At 61.7% G+C, this 17,862-nt stretch carries 11 protein-coding genes; 5 read left to right on the forward strand and 6 right to left on the reverse strand.

Annotated elements, in window-relative coordinates:
- Positions 1-4: 4 nt before the first annotated feature.
- The 6 genes from VGF98_04340 to VGF98_04365 all read right to left on the reverse strand — a co-directional run bounded on the left by VGF98_04340 (position 5) and on the right by VGF98_04365 (position 8,415).
- Entirely contained in the window at positions 5-1,516 is a 1,512-nt protein-coding gene (locus VGF98_04340; protein ID HEY1680850.1) for an alkaline phosphatase family protein, read from the reverse strand.
- Between the two features lie 6 nt (positions 1,517-1,522).
- On the reverse strand, positions 1,523-3,013 hold the full coding sequence (locus tag VGF98_04345; protein ID HEY1680851.1) for an alkaline phosphatase family protein: 1,491 nt from the start codon (positions 3,011-3,013) through the stop codon (positions 1,523-1,525).
- An 87-nt stretch (positions 3,014-3,100) separates the two neighbouring features.
- Complete coding sequence (locus tag VGF98_04350; protein ID HEY1680852.1) at positions 3,101-4,384, reverse strand: dihydroorotase; 1,284 nt, start codon at positions 4,382-4,384, stop codon at positions 3,101-3,103.
- Positions 4,381-5,283 carry an aspartate carbamoyltransferase catalytic subunit gene (locus VGF98_04355; GenBank protein HEY1680853.1) on the reverse strand — a complete coding sequence of 301 codons (903 nt, stop codon included), beginning with the start codon at positions 5,281-5,283 and terminating at the stop codon, positions 4,381-4,383. Before VGF98_04355 ends, VGF98_04350 begins: the two co-directional genes overlap by 4 nt.
- Positions 5,267-5,809: a bifunctional pyr operon transcriptional regulator/uracil phosphoribosyltransferase PyrR gene (gene pyrR / locus VGF98_04360; GenBank protein ID HEY1680854.1), complete on the reverse strand. Its 543-nt coding sequence runs from the start codon at positions 5,807-5,809 to the stop codon at positions 5,267-5,269. Before pyrR ends, VGF98_04355 begins: the two co-directional genes overlap by 17 nt.
- Complete coding sequence (locus VGF98_04365; GenBank protein ID HEY1680855.1) at positions 5,806-8,415, reverse strand: valine--tRNA ligase; 2,610 nt, start codon at positions 8,413-8,415, stop codon at positions 5,806-5,808. Before VGF98_04365 ends, pyrR begins: the two co-directional genes overlap by 4 nt.
- A 103-nt stretch (positions 8,416-8,518) precedes the next feature.
- Between VGF98_04365 and VGF98_04370 the strand changes: the two genes are divergently transcribed.
- The 5 genes from VGF98_04370 (at position 8,519) to VGF98_04390 (ending at position 17,821) form a co-directional block, all read left to right on the forward strand.
- Positions 8,519-9,829: a helix-turn-helix transcriptional regulator gene (locus tag VGF98_04370; protein ID HEY1680856.1), complete on the forward strand. Its 1,311-nt coding sequence runs from the start codon at positions 8,519-8,521 to the stop codon at positions 9,827-9,829.
- A gap of 155 nt (positions 9,830-9,984) precedes the next feature.
- Complete coding sequence (locus VGF98_04375) at positions 9,985-13,167, forward strand: TonB-dependent receptor (GenBank protein ID HEY1680857.1); 3,183 nt, start codon at positions 9,985-9,987, stop codon at positions 13,165-13,167.
- The gene (locus VGF98_04380) at positions 13,164-14,354 is read left to right on the forward strand and encodes a hypothetical protein (protein HEY1680858.1); all 1,191 of its coding nucleotides are present in this window, start codon (positions 13,164-13,166) and stop codon (positions 14,352-14,354) included. The genes VGF98_04375 and VGF98_04380 overlap by 4 nt, the downstream gene beginning before the upstream one ends.
- Positions 14,351-16,354 (forward strand): hypothetical protein, encoded by a 2,004-nt coding sequence (locus VGF98_04385; GenBank protein HEY1680859.1) that lies wholly within the window; start codon positions 14,351-14,353, stop codon positions 16,352-16,354. The genes VGF98_04380 and VGF98_04385 overlap by 4 nt, the downstream gene beginning before the upstream one ends.
- A gap of 18 nt (positions 16,355-16,372) precedes the next feature.
- Entirely contained in the window at positions 16,373-17,821 is a 1,449-nt protein-coding gene (locus VGF98_04390; GenBank protein HEY1680860.1) for a substrate-binding domain-containing protein, read from the forward strand.
- The last annotated feature ends 41 nt before the right edge of the window (positions 17,822-17,862 follow it).

Here is a 17,862-nt window from a genome sequence, read left to right on the forward strand (position 1 = left end):
CGCCCTACTCCGTATCGACCGGCGTGTAGTCGGGTGGTAACTTCATGAAGTATGCCCGATCGTGGCTCGGATTCTCGGGTGCGATCGGCACGAACTTCCGCGGTTTCTTCGTAAAGTCGAAAACGTCGGTCAGATTGTTGGCCCGCACGTCGGTCGTGTTCAAGCTATCGAGCCCGAAGGTCGTCTCCATAAACTTCAAGATGCTGCCGAACTCGTATTGCGTGTGCGACACGTAACCTTTCTTGGCATAGGGTGAAATAACGAGCAGCGGGACCCGAAAACCGAGTCCGCGATAATCGAGTTGCGGCGGCGAAATGTGATCCCAATATCCGCCCCAATCGTCCCACACGATGATGATCGCGGTCGAATTCCAGTATTTGCTCTCACCGATCGCGTTGACGACGGAGGCCACCCAATCGGGCCCGGTATCGACGGACTTGTAATGTTGGATACTGTAATGGTCGGACTCCACGCCGGTTGGAATCACCCAGCTAACCCCGGGCAGCGCAACGGGGCCGGGAGTGTTCGGCGTCGGACACGGGCTCGTAACCGTTCCGACGTCGCAGAACACGTTGGTGTTGGGCCACGAAACGCAGTTGACCGTTGCGTTGCAAGTAAACGGAACTTTGAATTTCGTCGGCCACTCACTGCTATAACGTACGGCGGAGATGCCGTCGAACGCGTTCCACATTTGTCCGCCGTCGTCGGGCCACGGGGGGACGTAATATCGCCAGCTCACGCCTTTGGCTTCGAGCGTATCGCGCATGGTCTCGTACGTCATGCACGGGAAAGGACCGGCGAGGTTATACTGTTGTTTCGAACTCAGCAGTGGCGTCTGCGTGTACGGCGTATCGTCGCAACCCCACTTGCTGGCGCCATGGTCCTCGGGGAGATCCACTAAACTCTCCCCTTTCTCGTAGGTTGCATCGCCGCGGATCAGCGTTTGATGGGCGGTATAACTTGCGCTGAACTCGGTGGGAAACATGCGATCGCCTAAGACGTAACTTTTTGCTAACGCCCAGTACGGCCTGATATCGGCCGGATCGGTAACGCGATAGACCCAGTTTTTCTTCGGGTATTGCAGGCTATCGACGTACGCAAACCCGTCCATTCTGCCGTCGTCGTATTCCATTTTGAACGTCGGACAGTAGGTATGGCCGGGATCGTTTATTCCGGCTAACGGCTGATGGAATTTGATGTTGATGGGCGTCGGACTGGGGCCGGGGCTCGGTGTGTTCAGCTCCGGACATGGGCTCGACGCGGTCCGCGGACCCGGTTCCGCGCCGGAACCGGGGGCCGTCATTATACAGTCCGTGCCCTTAAAACAATCGAATAGATTGTCGAACGTGCGATTCTCTTGCACGATGACGACGATGTGTTGGATCTTTCCGCTGCTAGCCTGCTGTCTGGCGAGCGCTGGAAGATCGCCCGTTGCGTTCGACGTCGAAACGCCCGAGCATCCAACCGCTATGCTAACCGCAAGGAGACATGCTAGAGCAACGAGTTTCTTTGACACCGTTTGTTACTCCGTATCGACCGGTGTGGTATCGGGCCGGCGTTCGAGGAAGAACTGCAGGTCTTCATTCTTCTTCAAGGGCTTAATCGGAACGAACGCGCGCGGCTTTTGATTAAAAAAGAACGAATCGGTGATGTTGGCGGCGCGTCGATCGGTCGTTCCCAGGCTGGGAAGTCCGAACGTGCCCTCGATAAACTTTAACACGCTGCCAAACTCGTACTGCGTGTGCGATACGTAGCCTTTCTTGGCATACGGCGAGATGATGATCAACGGGACGCGGAAACCCAAGCCCGCATAATCGAGTTGCGGCGGCTTTACGTGATCGTAGAATCCACCCCAGTCATCCCAGAAAATCACGATCGCGGTCGAGTCCCAATACTTACTCTCGCCCACCGCATTGACGACGGACGTTACCCAATCCGGTCCGAGGTCCGTGCCTTGTCCGTCGGCATGATCGGATTCTTCATTGGTCGGAATGACCCACGACACGGCCGGCAATACCGCCGGTCCGTTGGATTTCGGCGTCGGGCACTTTCCGCCGGTCTTCCCGGAGATATCGCACAAAATGTTCGTGTTGGGCCACGACACGCAGCTGCCGGTGCAGTTGAAGTTTTTCGACGACGGCCATTCGTCGCTGTACCGCACGGCTTTGACGCCGTCGAACGCATTCCACATCTGGCCGCCATCGAAGCCAAACGGCGGCGCGTAATATCTCCACGATATCTTGGCCGCATCCAAGGTGTCCCGGATCGTTTCGTACGTCATGCACGGAAACGGTCCGTTGTGAACGTAGAGATGTTGCGACGTGATGAGCGGCGTCTTGCTGTCCGGCTGGTCGTCGCAGCCCCAGTTGCTCGTATTCTCGCTATTCCAGGGAAAATCGACGAGACTCTTGCCGGTTTCGTAGGTCGTGTCGCCGCGAATCAAGTCTTGATGCGCCGTGTAGCTTCCGCTGAACTCCGTCGGGAACATGCGATCGCCAAGGACGTATTGCGACGCCATATCCCAATACGGCTGAATCTGCTTGGGGTTCGTGACTCGATACGTGTACGACTCACACGGCTTGTGGAATACGCAGTCGGCCTCCCAGTAGAAACCGTCCATCCGGCCCTTATCGTATTCGACTTTGAAGCCCGGACAATAGAAGTGGTTCGGGTCCAGGTCGACGAGCGGAACGTTGAACTGCAACGCGATCGGGGTCGGGGTCGGCCCCGGCGGGAGCGTGTGCAGTGCCGGACACGGACTCGGCTCGGACGACGGGCCCGGTTTTGCGCCGGGGCCAGGCGCCGTTTTTACGCACTCGGTTCCCGGAAAGCAGTCAAAGAAATTATCGAACGTACGATTCTCTTGAACGATGACGACGATGTGTTTGATCTTGTTCCCTTGTCCCGCGTCTGCCAACGAGAACGCTTGCGCACCGGCGTAACCGCTCGGCATCGGCGTACCGGAGCAACCGACCGCGACCGCGACCGCTAACACGAGACATACTGAAACCAAGGACCTGAACACATCTTCTCAGTTACGAGGTCTCGATGCCAGTCCTCCCGCTCGCTTGCCGAACGCTTGGTTCGTCGATAACCGAGGTTATAAATCTTCGCAAAATGCGACGATTCCGCCGACGATGGTCGCGATGATCCGCCGCGGAAGCGTTCGCCCGGCGAACGGCGTCACGCGGCCTTTCGACGCGAATTGTTGCGGATCGACGCGCCACGGACGGTCGGCGAACACCACCGCGTCGCCCGGACTCCCGACCCGAAGCGATCCACCCGGGATGTTGAGAATGCGCGCCGGAGCAGTCGACAACACTTCGACGTAACGCCGTAGCGACAAATCCTCGATCGCATACGCCAGCGCGCCGGCCGCAATCTCTAATCCGGTAAACCCGACCGCGGCGTGTTCGAAATCGCCAGACTTCTCTGCATCGGTGTGCGGTGCGTGATCGCTGGCGCACGCGTCGATGCTTCCATCGCGCACGCCTTGGCGCAGCGCCGCTGCATCGGCATGCGTTCGCAGCGGGGGGTTGACTTTCGCGGCCGATCCAAGCGTCGCGACGAGCTCGTCGGTAAAGGCCAGATGATGCGGCGTCACCTCGCACGTGACATGCGTAGCCTGCAACTTCGCCGCCCGCACGAGATCTAAACCGGCGGCGGTCGTAATGTGTGCGATGTGCCAGCGCTTGCGGGTTTCGATCGCGATCGTGCAATCGCGTGCGACGATCGACTCTTCGGCAATCGCCGGGCTTCCTTGCAAACCCAATCGCCGCGAGGTCACGCCTTCGTTCATCACACCGCCGGCCTTAATGCCTTCGTCTTCGCAATGCGAAATGAACGGCGCTTCGCCCGCGGCCGCCAACGCCGCCCGCACCAACAGTGCGGTATCCTCCACGGTCGACCCGTCGTCCGAAAACGCCACCGCGCCGGCGGCCTGGAGCGCGTGATAGTCGCACAGCTCGCGTCCGAGCCGGCCGCGCGTGATCGCGCCGATCGGATAGACGCGGCACTTCGCGCGTTCGGCGGCCGCCGCAACGACGGCCCGCAGCACCGCCGGATCGTCGAGTGCCGGTTCGGTGTTGGGCATACACGCGACGGCCGTGAAGCCGCCTCGCACGGCGGCATGTGTGCCGGTCACGATCGTTTCCTTTTCGGGAAATCCGGGTTCGCGTAAGTGGACGTGCATGTCGATGAAACCGGGCGATACGAACGCGTTGCTGGCATCGATCGCGATGTCCCCGTCCTCGAGAGCGATGTGCTCGCCGACCTCGACGACGATACCGTCGCGAATGCGCACGTCCCGCAGGGCGTCGACGCCGATCGACGGATCGACCAATCGGCCGCCGGCGATCACGACGCTACCACCGCCGGCGATCAACGCCGTCCGTGCACCAAAAAGTCTAGCACGGCCATCCGAACCGATACCCCGTGTCGCACTTGCTTGGCATATCGCCAACCGGCAAAATCGAGCACGCAGTCGTCGAGTTCCATGCCGCGATTGTACGGACCGGGGTGCAAGATCACCGCGTCATCGCGCACCTTCTTCAACCGAGTACGATCGAGGCGGTAATCGCGCACGTACTCCTCGTCCGTTAGGGGCATCGACGCAAACCGTTCGCGCTGGATGCGCAACAACACGATTCCATCCGCTTTGGGCAAAACCGCATCGAAGTCGCGCTCGATGCACACGCCCGGGCCGGCGTATTCGTCGGGAAGAAACGGCGGCGGTCCCACGAGTACGACGTCGGCGTGGGCGCGTTTTAAGCCTGCGATCAACGAATGCGCAACGCGGCTGTGCGCGACATCGCCAACGATCGCGACCGTCCGTCCTTCTAAGCCGCCGAACTCCTCGATCAGCGTATACATATCCAGCAACGCTTGCGTCGGGTGCGCGTGCGTTCCGTCGCCCGCGTTGACGACGTGCCCGTCGAACACCGCGCCGAGCCGCTCGGCAAAGCCACTCTCCGGATGACGCACGACCAGCACGTCCACGCCCATCGCTCCTAGCGAGATCGCGGTGTCCTCGATGGTTTCGCCCTTCGCCAAGCTCAAGTCGCGCGGGGTCAGATTTACGACGTCGGCGCCCAGACGAAGTTCGGCTAGGTTGAAGGACGTGAACGTGCGCGTGCTCTCCTCGAAAAACGTATTGACGCACGCAACGCGATCGAGCAGGCGTCCGGGCGGCGTGCGTTCGAACTCGGCGGTCCGTTCGAAGACGTAGCGGAGATTGTCGGGGTCGAGATCGGTCAGGTCGATGAGGCTATGGCGTATCCGCAACGACCACTACCTCATCGGATGCGGCGCGTTGGGCTCCCAGCGACACTGCCACGCGTTCGCCCGCGCTGGTTGGGATTACACGGCCGACGTAATCGGGTTGGATCGGCAGCTCGCGCAACCCGCGGTCGATCAGCACGCATAATCGAATCGCCGACGGACGGCCGAGATCGGTCACCGCGTCGAGCGCGGCGCGAATGGTGCGCCCGGTGTAGAGAACGTCATCGACGATCACGACGGTGCGGCCGGTCACATCGACTGGAATTCGCGACTCCGCCATTTCGTGCGTCACGCGGTCGTCGCGGTACAGATTGACGTTGAGAAAGCCCAGCTCGGGCGGGGCGCCTCCTATGCGGGTAATTTCCGCCGCCAGACGCGCCGCGAAACCTTCCCCGCCGCGGCGCACGCCGAGCAGAACGACGCCGTCGCGCGCTTCGGACGGTTCGACGATCTCGTGCGCGAGACGCGCACAGGTACGTGCGATTTCGTCGTCGCGGATGACAACGCGATGGCGTGTGGTCGCGTTCATGCGACCGAGTCCGTTAGCGCGTCGAGTGCGGATTGCACGTTCTTTTGCTCCAACCGGTATCCCTCAAGCTTGGCTCGCTCCTTCGCAACCACGTCGGGTGCAGCCTTGGCGACGAATGCATCGTTCGACAGTTTTCGTTCCAATCGTTCCACCTCGCCCGCTAAGCGCGCGACCTCCTTGGTGTAGCGTGCCTCGAGCAACTCGCGCGGAGCCCGGGCGCGTAACGCGGCCAGCGCATCCTCCAGCGTGTCGCCGCTAGCGGGCGCGGGCTCGATGGCCGCAGCCACAAAGTGACCGAGCAACGCCGCGGCTTGAGCCGGAACGTTTGCGGGCGTTTCCAACGTTAGCGGCTCGCGCGGTTGCAGCCCCATCTCGGCCCGCAGATTGCGCAGACGCTCGGCCGCGAGCTGCACCAATTCGAAGGCGGCGGCGGCATCGCGGTCGACCGGCACCTCCTCCGGATCCGGCCACGTGGCGGTCATGATCGTCTTGCCGTCGTGCGGGATCGCCAGCCACACCTCTTCGGTAATAAACGGTTCGATGGGATGCAGCAAGCGCATCGCGTTGTTCCAAACGAACGACAGCACCGCGGCGCGCGTCGACAGGTTGTCTTCGATTTTCGTCGCCTCGAGATACCAATCGCAGAATTCGTACCACACGAAGCGCCACAACGCGTCGGCCGCCGAACCGAAGTCGTAGCGATCGTACGCGCTTTCCACCGCGAGGATCGTGTCGTGCAAGCGCGTTAAGATCCAACGATCGGCGATCGTCAGCGACTGCGGCTTCGGCAGAATACGCGCACCCGGCAAGCCTTCGGCTAACGTCAGCAAGAAGCGCGTGGCGTTCCAAATCTTGTTGTTGAAGTTGCGCGCTTCTTCGCAGCGCGACTCGACGAATCGTATTTCCTGGCCTTCGAGCCGCATCTGTCGCAGGACGCCCATACGAAATGCGTCGGCTCCGTATTGTTTGGCCAACTCCATCGGGTCGATCGCGTTGCCGAGCGATTTCGACATTTTACGCCCTTGCGCGTCAAACACCAGCGGCGGAACGAATACTTCGGGAAACGGCAGCTCGCCCATCACGTGCAGCCCCAGCATCACCATGCGGGCCACCCATAAAAACACAATATCGCCGCCGGTGACCAACACCTGCGACGGGTACCAGCACTGGAGTTCGGTGGTCGACTCCGGCCAGCCGAGAATCGAGAACGGCCAGATGCCGCTCGAAAACCAAGTGTCCAACGTGTCGGGGTCGCGCACCAAAACGTCGGTGCCGAAGTCGCGCAACGAGATCTCGCGCGCTTCTTCTTCGGTTTCGGCCACCACCGGAGTGCCGTCGGGCGCGTACCACACCGGAAGACGGTGCCCCCACCACAGTTGTCGCGAGATGTTCCAATCGCGAATATTCTCGAGCCACTGTACGTACGTGCGGCCGTGGCGCTCGGGAATAAAACGGAGCCGACCGTCGTGATACGCGTCCAACGCAGGCTTGGCGAGTTCTTCCATGCGGACGAACCATTGCAGCGATAGCATCGGTTCGATCGCATCCCCGGTGCGCTCGCTTACCGCCAGCGACATGCGATGCGCTTCTTCTTTCACCAAACGTCCGTCGCGTTGCAAGTCCTCGACGATGCGCTTGCGCGCTTCGTACCGATCCATGCCGTCGTACGGACCAACCCCGATCTCCGCGCCGGTGATGCGCGCCTGTTGATCCAAGATCGATGGCATCGGCAACGCGTGGCGAGTGCCGATATCGTAATCGGTTGCGTCGTGTGCCGGCGTCACTTTCACCGCGCCCGTCCCGAACGTGCGATCGACGGCCGCGTCGGCCACGATCGGAATCGAGCGGTCCAGTAGCGGGGGCACCAGCACGTGGCTCCCGACCAGCCCGGCGTAGCGCTCGTCGTCGGGATGCACCGCGATCGCCACGTCGCCCAGGATCGTTTCCGGGCGCGTGGTCGCGATGACGATGCTGCGGCGCGAATCGTCACGCAGCGGATACGCGACGTGCCACAATGTCGCATCCCGCTCGACACGATCGACCTCGGCGTCCGAAACGGTCGTTTGGCCGCGCGGATCCCAGTTGACCAGCCGCCGGCCGCGATAGATCCGGCCTTCACGATATAAGCGCACGAACAGCGACCGAACGGCCGCCGACAGACCTTCGTCCATCGTGAAACGGCTACGCTGCCAGTCCGGACCGAAGCCTAAAACCCGGAACTGCGATTCGATCGCGCCACCGTACGTGCGCGACCAATCCCAAGCACGCTCGACAAATCGCTCGCGCCCCAAATCGTCGCGCGTGATGCCCTCGCGTGCGAGATCTTTGATAACGACGGCTTCGGTAGCAATGGCCGCATGATCCAAGCCCGGCAGCCAGTCGGCATTGTTTCCGCGCATACGGTGGTAGCGGACCAGCACATCCATCGGGGTGTAGGTCGACCCATGCCCCAGATGCGCCCGCCCGGTAACGTTCGGCGGCGGCATGCAAATAATGAAGGGCGGCCGCGCCGGATCGGGCTCCTCGTGGAAGTAGCCATTCTCTTCCCAGCGGCGATAGAGGCGTTCTTCGACCGTGCTCGGGTCGTATTGCTTGGGAAGGTCCATGGGTGGGCCTGCGTTTCGCGCCGCGTAGACCGGACCCTCGGACCACGGAATCTTATACGAGCCGTAATGCGGCCTTAATGGCCGCTTGCTAGCATCGGCGCACATGACCACGGCGACCCAACAACGCGTAGACGAGCTTTTGCGCGACGCGCGTACGTGGGACGCGGCGCGTTTCGCGGACGCCGCCCGCTTAGTAAACGACGATCCGTCGCTGCGGCGGCTGGCCGCCGGTGTCTTTGCAATTGCGGGCCGTCACGAGGCCTTAGCGGCAGTCCAGGACGTTCGACTTCTGGCGCCACATGGAGCCGTCAACGTCGAAGAATACGTGGCTTCGCTTCCCGGCGGCCCGAGTGCGTTCGACTATGCTGCCGTCGCTGCCGCGGCAGCATGGCGGGGCGACGCCGATGCAACGTATCGTTTGCTGCGAACAGGGGCCGCGTTCGCAATCGAAGCGGGCGCTACTCATATCGCGATCGCCATCGACGAGCGGTTGGCCCAGCACGCGTTGCTCTTTGGAAACGTGGACGTCGCGCAACGCGCCGTCGCTGCGGCACTGGTATTGGCTCCCGTGCAACGAGCGTGGAGCTGGCATTGGCGCGCCGCTGCGACGGCCGCGCGATTTTCCGTAGCGGTGGGCGATACCGCGCGTGCAGTCGATCTGGTCGCACAGTCGCGCAACGCTCGATCGCCCGAGATCGACGCGCTATTCGCTCCGAGCGCGGTCGCGCTTTCCGCGCTGCAGGATGCGACGCCGTCACAATCGGTCGTCACCGACGAACTACGGCGCATCGCGCTCACGTGTGAGACGCCCCATCTGGCCGCGTCGGCCGCAATGGCCTGGGCCGTCGCCGAACCGTCCGAGCCGAGCGTGCCGTCACCGGCCGCCGTTGCTCTACGTCGCGCGCTTCTGCGCGGAAGCGACGGCTTGGATACGATCGAGCTGTATTCAATAACCGCGCGCTACGGCGACGTCGACGACGCGCGCATCGCGGCCGCAGCGCTGCTCGCGTTGGCCGCGTACGATCTTCCGTTCGCCGATGCCCACGCGCAGCTGGCGCGGGCATACATTCTGTTTCGTACCGGGCGTCACGACGCGGCTGCGGCGGCCGCCGGCGATGCCGCACGCGCGTTCGCGGCGGTTGGCCTGCGCGGCTGGACGAACGAATCGATGCTGTTGCTCGTTCGCCAAGAAGGCGATGCAGGAGCGCCACGCCGGCGACCGTCGGCGCTGGCGCTAACCGGGCGAGAACGCCAGGTAGCACAACTGATTCGCCGCGGCTCGTCAAATCGCGACGTCGCGCGCGTTTTAGATATCAGCGAGCACACCGTCGAGCGCCACGTCAGCTCGATTCTCTCCCGTCTCGGACTTCGATCGCGCTGGCAGTTGGTCGACGAACGTCAGGACGAACAATAAGACAACGCAGTCGATCATTAAGAACGTATCATTGATGCCGCTAGTGCATTAACGAACATCGCATCTCCCGGGATGCGCGCGAGCGCTAGGCTCGCCTACCATCGTGATGAGGAGTATCCGCCCCGGCCGCTTCTCGTTGCTACTGGGAGATCTCGTTGCTCGACTTCGTTGCGCGCCTCTGCAAGCGCCTTGCTTGCGTGGTGTTCTTGTGTATTGCGACTGCGCCGTTGGCCGCTGGAGCCGACACATCAGGCATCATCTCAGGTACGGTCACCGACTTTACAACGCACGTCCCGCTCGTGGGTGTGGCCGTCGTCGCGAAGTCACCGAGCGCCACTTACCGGGCCGTTACCGACGCGCACGGCCGCTACACGTTCTTGAGCGTGCTGCCGGACAACTATTCCATCTCGTTTACCCGCACCGGCTATGCTGCCTATTCCGCGGTGGCCGTCGTGCTGAACGGATCGCAGCAAAGAGTCGACGCCGAGCTATCGATCGCCCTGCGCACGATCGCCCATACTCGCGCCCGTTCGGCCGGCAGTGCGTACCAGCGCGGGATGACGATCGATACCTACACGGTGACCGGCGCGCAAATCGAGACCGTACAGGGCAAGGCGTTCAACGCCGACGAGAACCAGTTGCTGCGCAGCATACCCTCCGTCACGATCGATAAATCCGGAACCGTTTCGATTCGCGGCGGCTTCGCGTTCGAAGCGGCCTATGAGTTTGAAGGCATCGACTACACAACGCCCAACGCGAACCTGCAAAACACGCTCCAGAACGTCGGCAACTTCAACCTGCTCAATGGCGTCGGCAGCGTGCAGCTGATTCCCGGCGGCGGCGACGCCACGCACGGCGACACCGGCACCGGCCTCATCTTATTTACCGCCAAGCACGGAACGTATCCGGAGTTTTTCCATGCCGACGTCGAGTCGCAAGTGTTCCCATACTTGCATCAGCTCGGCTTGGAGTGGGGTTGGGCCGATCCCAAGCAACATCTGTCCAACTACGCCGGCTTTATCGGCATTCGCAAGAACTATCAATACGGAATTCCGGGAACGGCCGCCGCGACCCTCGGCACGTTGGGTACCAACGCAGCGACCCTCGGCAGCGTCATCGATCCAAACGCGGTGTATTACGCACCGTCGTTCGTCGCATCGAACGACTTCGTCGATAACTTAATCTACCGATTCGGCAAGAATGACAGCCAGCGGTTCCAGTTCTTCATTCAAGATCAGTCCGTCAATCAAACGCTGGATTACGGCGGTTTTCAGAACCTGCAGTACATCACCGGCGGTAAGGCCTCCGGACAGTGCTCGCGCTATCCCGTGATCGGTTCGAACGGTCCGGTCAACACGACGCAGCAGAACTTCGTGTGCGATACGCTGACGCCGACGTTCCCAGGGCAGCCCAACAGTTATGCGTTCGTATCGCAACCCGACACGCTGTCGAGCCCTTTTCTGGCGTACAAGTTTGAGTACGGCGCCAATCTCGGCGCGTCGTCGCTATTGACCGCACGCTACTTCCGTACGTTCAGCCAGCAAGAGCAGATCATGCCGGCACAAGGGATCTTCGCTTCGCCCTACGGCGGCCAGCGCACGGCGTTCCAGCTCGACGACACCACGCAAATCGGCAGCAAGAACACGATCAAAGTCGGCGGTATCTACGAGTTTCTCAAACCGTACGGCGACCGCTTCGATTACACGTCGTACACGGCGTTCACGTCGCCCGCGTACATCGTAACCTACGCGATCACACATCCCAATCAACCACTGCCGCTGCCGTACACGTATCAAGGTTTGCTGCCCAACAATAACCCGGCAGCACAGCAAGGCCTTGAAGAGGACTTCTTTTCGCCGTCGCTGTGTCGCCAGCTGAACTTGCAATCGGGCTGCGGGTATCTCAACTCCTACTTTCCAAACGGCGTACGCTTTCCGTACGAACACGACATCCCAACCGTGACGCAGCAGACGTATGGCTTGTACGTGCAAGACACGCTCGACATGTCGGACCGCTGGAAAGGCGAAGCCGGCCTGCGACTCGACGGGTACAACTTTCAGATCCCCGAGCAAGCCGGCGCACTGCCGACGGTCGGCGCGGTCGCTCACCAACGTTTATACGAGCCGCATTTCGATCTATCGTATCTGCCGGATCAACGCGATACCTTGCGCATCGGTTTCGGCCATACGCTGTCGATTCCGTTGCCCAGCCAACTCGGCAACGACGTCAGCATGACGCCTTACGCCGCCTTCGAAAATGTTCCGTCGTACGATAACACGACCGGAGCGCCCGCGCAGTACTGCGGTCCGCACGCCAACCAGCAGTGCTCCAACTATGCCCAGCAACTCTACTGGCTGACGCGCGACTATCGCTTCGGTAGCTCGACGCTTGAGGCCCCGCTCGTCGGCGCAACGTTTACCAACATAGACGTTTCGTGGGCGCACGAGTTTCGTGACGGCGCTGCATTCAAGGTGACGCCGTTTTACCGGCGCGGTTACAACGTGATCGAACAGACGGCGCAGATTATTGGATTCAACTATAATACCGGCACGCCCGTCTACGGCGACGTCGCGTATTCGAATCTGGGCACGCAAAAAGCCACCGGCGTCGAGCTCCTCTATACCAAAGAAGTTCCGCTCGGCTTGTCGATGCAGATCGGGGCGACCTACATCAGTCAGTTCGGTAACGAACCACCCGGCGCGTTTTTACAGCCTGCCGCACTGGCACTAGGCATCACATACCGCTCGCCCGATCTCTCGCCGTTCCAAGCCAATGCGGCCTTTAACTATCGCACGGCCAAAGGCTGGCGCATCAACCCGGTGATCGGCTTCAACGTCGGTTATCCGTACGGCGGCGGATACTACACCGCGGTGTATTGCAACGGTATAGCGGTCATCGTTCCAAGTACGAGCCTTTCGACGATCTTCTCGCAAACGCCGGGATACATCGATCCGCTCGATCCGGGAACCTGCACCAAGCCGAACATCGCCGCAACGCGCGGCATTCACGAACCGGGATTGCCCGGCGGCCTGCTCACCACGCCGCGCATCGATGCCGACTTGACGGTCGAGTACAGCCCGCCGACCAAATCGTTGACCAAATCGATCTTCGGATTACAAGTACAAAATCTATTCAACCAAATCTACAACGTTCCGATCGTTAACGGCTGTTACGGTATTCCCGTGACGACCGGTTTGACCAGCGGTTCGGCACCTTGTACCTACAGTACGCCGCAGTACGCACCGCCCGACGTAGCCTCACACGGCAACGCGCCGTATCTGACGTACCCGAACGAAACGCCGATTTCGTTCCGCCTCTACTACCAGGTGACGATATGATTCTGCGATTAACGATTATTGCTGCGATCGTGGCACTGCTTACCGCGTGCGGCAATGGTGCTTCCTCCGAGCCGCCGCAAACCTCGGTCGACCCAGCCGCATCGAGCAAACTGCAGTTTTCGGTCGGCGTTGCGACGATCAGCTTCAATGGCGGTCAGAGCGTCGCGTACGGACTGAACACAGTGTTAACGTTGCGTCAATCCAACGGGTTATCGGGCACGCTCTACAACATTCCGCAGATTCTCGGACCGTCGAACTTCAACGTGCTCACGTCGACGGTAACCGGCGACGAAGTGCAATCTGCCGGCGCCGATCTGGGCACCAACCACATCACCGGGGGGACGCTCAACCAAACGCTCTGGACCGGGCCGCCGCAAGGACAGAAGGCGGCGACCACCGGCGCCTTCGGGTACGGATTCTGTCCGTGCAACTCAGACGCCGGTCCGCAAAACGGCACGTCGCCGCTGTATCAAGCCTTCAATCTGCCGGTGTACGGCACCGGCAGCAACTCGGAACACTTCTATGGTGGTCCGCCGTCGTTTCCGAGCTTCGACCCGTCGCTCGAGGCGCTCGGATTCGTCGGTTATTCGCTCGGCTTTACAGACTTTGCGGTAACGCCGGTCATCGGTACGTATCGCTTGTATGCGGCCGTTCCGCCGGCATATACCACGCCGCAGAATCCGGTGCCGACACCCGGGCCCGACGGTACGCCGACGCCCGGGCCCGGAGTCCTCGCAGCGGCAGCGCAGATCACGCACGTTACGCCGCTGCCGGCGTTCAAGACGCCGAGCTTTAGCGCCGATGGTACCGGCGGTGGCACCGTTAAGGTTACCGTTCCCAAAGGCGCGACCGAGGCGGTCGTTATCCTGCGTGCGATCGCAAACAGCGGCACCGGCGTTTGCTTGCAAGCGCACACGTTCGACGCGTACTACACGCTCGTCGCCAAGCACACCGGCACGCACACGCTTACGCTGCCCGATACCATCGGGCCTAAGACCCAATCGAATCAACCGAGCGCAACGATTTGCCCGAACGGCTCATATCAGGTCTATGCGGCTGGGGCGAACTACCCGCTGTACGAGGCGTCATACCCGACGAATCTTTCGCAACTACCGGTCATTCGCGGCAACGACGGACAAGCCGACATCAGCACGTCCGATATGCTGCAAGGCACCTATCCGCAGTGATGTTACGACCGGACGCGCGTGCGGCAATCGCTCTCGCACTCGCGTTCACCGCGGGTTGCAGCGGCACTCCGGGCACGCCGAACGGCTCTGTCGTCGGATCTGGTGGCGGGCCGGTTACGCCGCCGACGGCGCTCGTGAATGTGTCGGTTGCGGTGACGGTCGCCGGCAACAACGGTGCTTCCCCCGGTTACGTTTCGTCTAAAACCGAGTCGCTCTCGATCGGCTTGGCGTCGGTGAACGGTGGTCCGGTATCCGGCGCCGGCACGTCGACCATCACCACAAGCATCAAATCGCCCGGCTGCAAACTGCGAGGTAAACAGCTGGTTTGCACCGGCAACGTTTCCGGATCGCCGGGCACCGACGTCTTCTCCGTAACGACCTACGACGGACCCAATGCAACCGGCGACGTTTTGTCCGTCGGCACGATGCAAGCATCGATCGGCAGTGGCGGCGGCAAGCTCTCGATTTCCGAGCAAAATTCGGGGCAAATCGACGGAATCGTTGCCAAACTCAAACTGGCGTTGGCCGAAAAGAACGGCAAACGCGGTAAGGCGCTCACAGTTCCCGTTGCCCTGAACGCCTACGATGCCGCCGGTGCGATGATTAGCGGAAAAACGCCCTACGCGTATCCGATCGCGCTCACGATCGAAGGCGATGCTACCGGCGCATATTCGCTGCACGCCGGCTCGCAATCGGGCGAGAGCGCGCAACTCGAAGATCCGGCCCAGCCGATTACGTTACGTTACAACGGCGATACGAACGCATCGTCGATCACGCTGCAAGCCAGCGTTTCGGCTCCGCAACCGGTCAGTGCGACGGCGCCGTTCAACTTGCGCGGTAACCCGCCGCCGCCGCCGGTCGGCACGATCTACGCCCTCAACCTCGGCAGCAACGACGGACAGGGCGCGACCGTTACGGAGTATTCCGGTAAAGCCGGCGGAAACGCCGCACCCGAGCGCACGCTGCAACTCGATGCGAAGCTATACGCGCGCAGCATCGCCGTCGACGCAACCGGAGATCTCTACGTCGGCTACTTCGATACGACGATCGGCTTCAATCCCTCGAACGGTTCTCCCGACCAGAAGAACGTGGTGGCGATGTACGCCCCCGGCGCCAGCGGTTCGGCTCGGCCGACCGCGACCCTGACCGCAGATAGCAGCAGTAAAACGTCGCTCTTCCCGCTCTACATGACGTTCGACACTGCGGGCGGTTTGGTTACGTACGGCGCGACCGACGTCGATGCGAATACCGGCGATGCCGCCCTAACGTATGCGCCCGGAGCTACCGGTGCGGCGACGCCGCAGTCCGCCTGGAACTTTTCGTCGCCGTTGCTTTCGTACGCTGGTCCGACCGGGCTCGCGCTGGACGCTGCTGGTAGCTTCTACGTCGCAGGCGCGCTCAAAACGTCACTGGGACCGCAATACGGCGTGTTCGTCAATCTCGCGAGCAACGGGAATAACCCGCAGGCAAACCCATCTCGCACGATTCCGTGGGATACGAAAACGGAACTCACGCCGGGCGACACTACCAACGTCGGACTCGACAGCAGCGGCGAGATACTTGTCGCGAACTCGCTCGTGACGTTCGGCAGCGGTAGCACCCCGACGTGTCAGGGGCGCGCCAACGTGTATGCCGCGGGCGCATCCGGTGGCGACACCGACGTTCAGCCGCTGCGCATCGTGACGTTCCAAGGCATCGTCACGCAAAATGAAGCTTGCGTATCGCCGCGCAGCCCGCTGCAGCCGTTCTATCCGTCGATCGCGGTGTACGGCGCCAACGTGTACGCCGCCGACGACTTCAACAATCAACTGGCGGCGTATCCGGACGGACACAATGGCACTATCAAGCCGTCGCTGACGATATCCGGCAGCGCTACCGGCCTCAACGCTCCGATTGCGATCGTCATCTCATCGCTTTCCGGCTCGGCCCCGGCCAAGCCGGTTACCGGCGTTTCACGCGCGCCGGCTCACTCGACATCCTCAGCTTCACGCACACGCTAGTACGAGGACATATTTGCAATGAACAAGACCCTGGCCACGCTGGCCCTGGCAACCGTTCCGGCGCTGCTTCTCAGCGCTTGTAACGGCGGTGCCATGAGCCCCAGCGGCACCTCGGCGCTGCCCGCAACGACGCATGCCGTCGGCGGCCACGCTAAACCCAACGACAACGGCCCGCAAGATCTCCACGCGGGCGGCGCGACCTTCCCCGCTTACGCCTACAACCTGGCAAACCAGCCCGTGGGTAACTACGACCAGGCACAACAACCGCCCGGCCAAGGCTCGCTGTTTAACGCAGCGCCGACCACCGGAACGATCTACTACTGTCTGACCGGCTCGGGCACCGGCCGTAAAGCGTTCGAAGGCGGCAGCGGCGATTCTGCAGCACCGCCCACCGGACCGTGCGCACCGCTCGGTGCGACGGCGACCGGCTTCGGCGGCCGCGTGGATCCGCTCGACTTCGTCGGCAGCGACGTCGCTATGCCGTCGACCGAATATCCGACCTATCAGCAGAATCGCGAAAGCGGCAGCCAGCAATGGGGCGAGCCGTTCGAGTTCCCGACGATCGGCGGACCGATCGTGTACGGCTACCGCTCTAAAGATTTCTCAACGTCGTCCAAGCTGAAATTCTCGGCGTGGACGTATTGCGCGATCGCCAACGGAACGATTTCGAATTGGAACGACCCGGCCATCACCAACGACAACGGTGGCTCGGTGACCGGCGGCACGTCCCAACCGATCACGTTCTACTTCCGTTCGGATAGCAGCGGCACCAGCTTCCTCTACACCAACCATCTCAACACGGCGTGTAACAGCAAATGGCACAAACCGTACGACGCTGCACCGTACGAAACGTCGGGACACAGTGCTGCTTGGACCTTCGGCGTTAACAGCACGTGGCCGGGACCAGGCTCGTCGAACGACCCGAACCCGAGCTTCATCGGCGAAAGCGGCAACCCGGGCGTGCTCGCCGCGGTCCAGTCCACGCCGTTCTCGACCGGTTACCTCGAAGGCGCCTACGCGAAATCGGCTAACCCGCCGGTCGCCCAAGCACTGCTGCAAAGCGGACAAAAGGGCCAGAAGGCGCTCTTCGTCGATCCGACCGACAAAGTGGCCGTTGCCAACGCATTGAAGAAAGTCACCGCCCAGTCGATCACCTACGGCGAAGGCAGCGACGGCGTCCCGCTCGGCACCAGCCGTCCGGAATGCGTCCTGTACATCGATCCGTCGCACTTCGTGACCCCGCCGAACCGTGCGTATCCGATCGTCGGCCTCAGCTACTTCCTGTTCTACGGACAGAACAACGGCGTCCACGTTGCCGACAAGAAGGCGCTGATCACGTTCATGGAATCCGCACAAGCGAACAAGATCGTCAAGAAGCTCGAATACACGGCGCTCAACGCCTCGGTGCAGAATGCCGTCCTTACCGCGCTTAACGGATCGGGCAGCAAGTCTGCCTGCCTCCAGTAAGCTTGCACTCGAAGGCCTTCGCTCGCCGTACGCGACGAGCG

The sequence above is a fragment of the Candidatus Tumulicola sp. genome (genome assembly GCA_036490475.1).
Taxonomy (GTDB): Bacteria; Vulcanimicrobiota; Vulcanimicrobiia; order Vulcanimicrobiales; family Vulcanimicrobiaceae; genus Tumulicola.

Excerpts from the sequence above, each read along its gene's own strand:
- VGF98_04390 (HEY1680860.1), top strand. The coding sequence starts at position 16,373 with ATGAACAAGACCCTGGCCACGCTGGCCCTGGCAACCGTTCCGGCGCTG.
- VGF98_04365 (HEY1680855.1), bottom strand. The coding sequence starts at position 8,415 with ATGGACCTTCCCAAGCAATACGACCCGAGCACGGTCGAAGAACGCCTC.
- VGF98_04380 (HEY1680858.1), top strand. The coding sequence starts at position 13,164 with ATGATTCTGCGATTAACGATTATTGCTGCGATCGTGGCACTGCTTACC.
- pyrR (HEY1680854.1), bottom strand. The coding sequence starts at position 5,809 with ATGAACGCGACCACACGCCATCGCGTTGTCATCCGCGACGACGAAATC.
- VGF98_04370 (HEY1680856.1), top strand. The coding sequence starts at position 8,519 with ATGACCACGGCGACCCAACAACGCGTAGACGAGCTTTTGCGCGACGCG.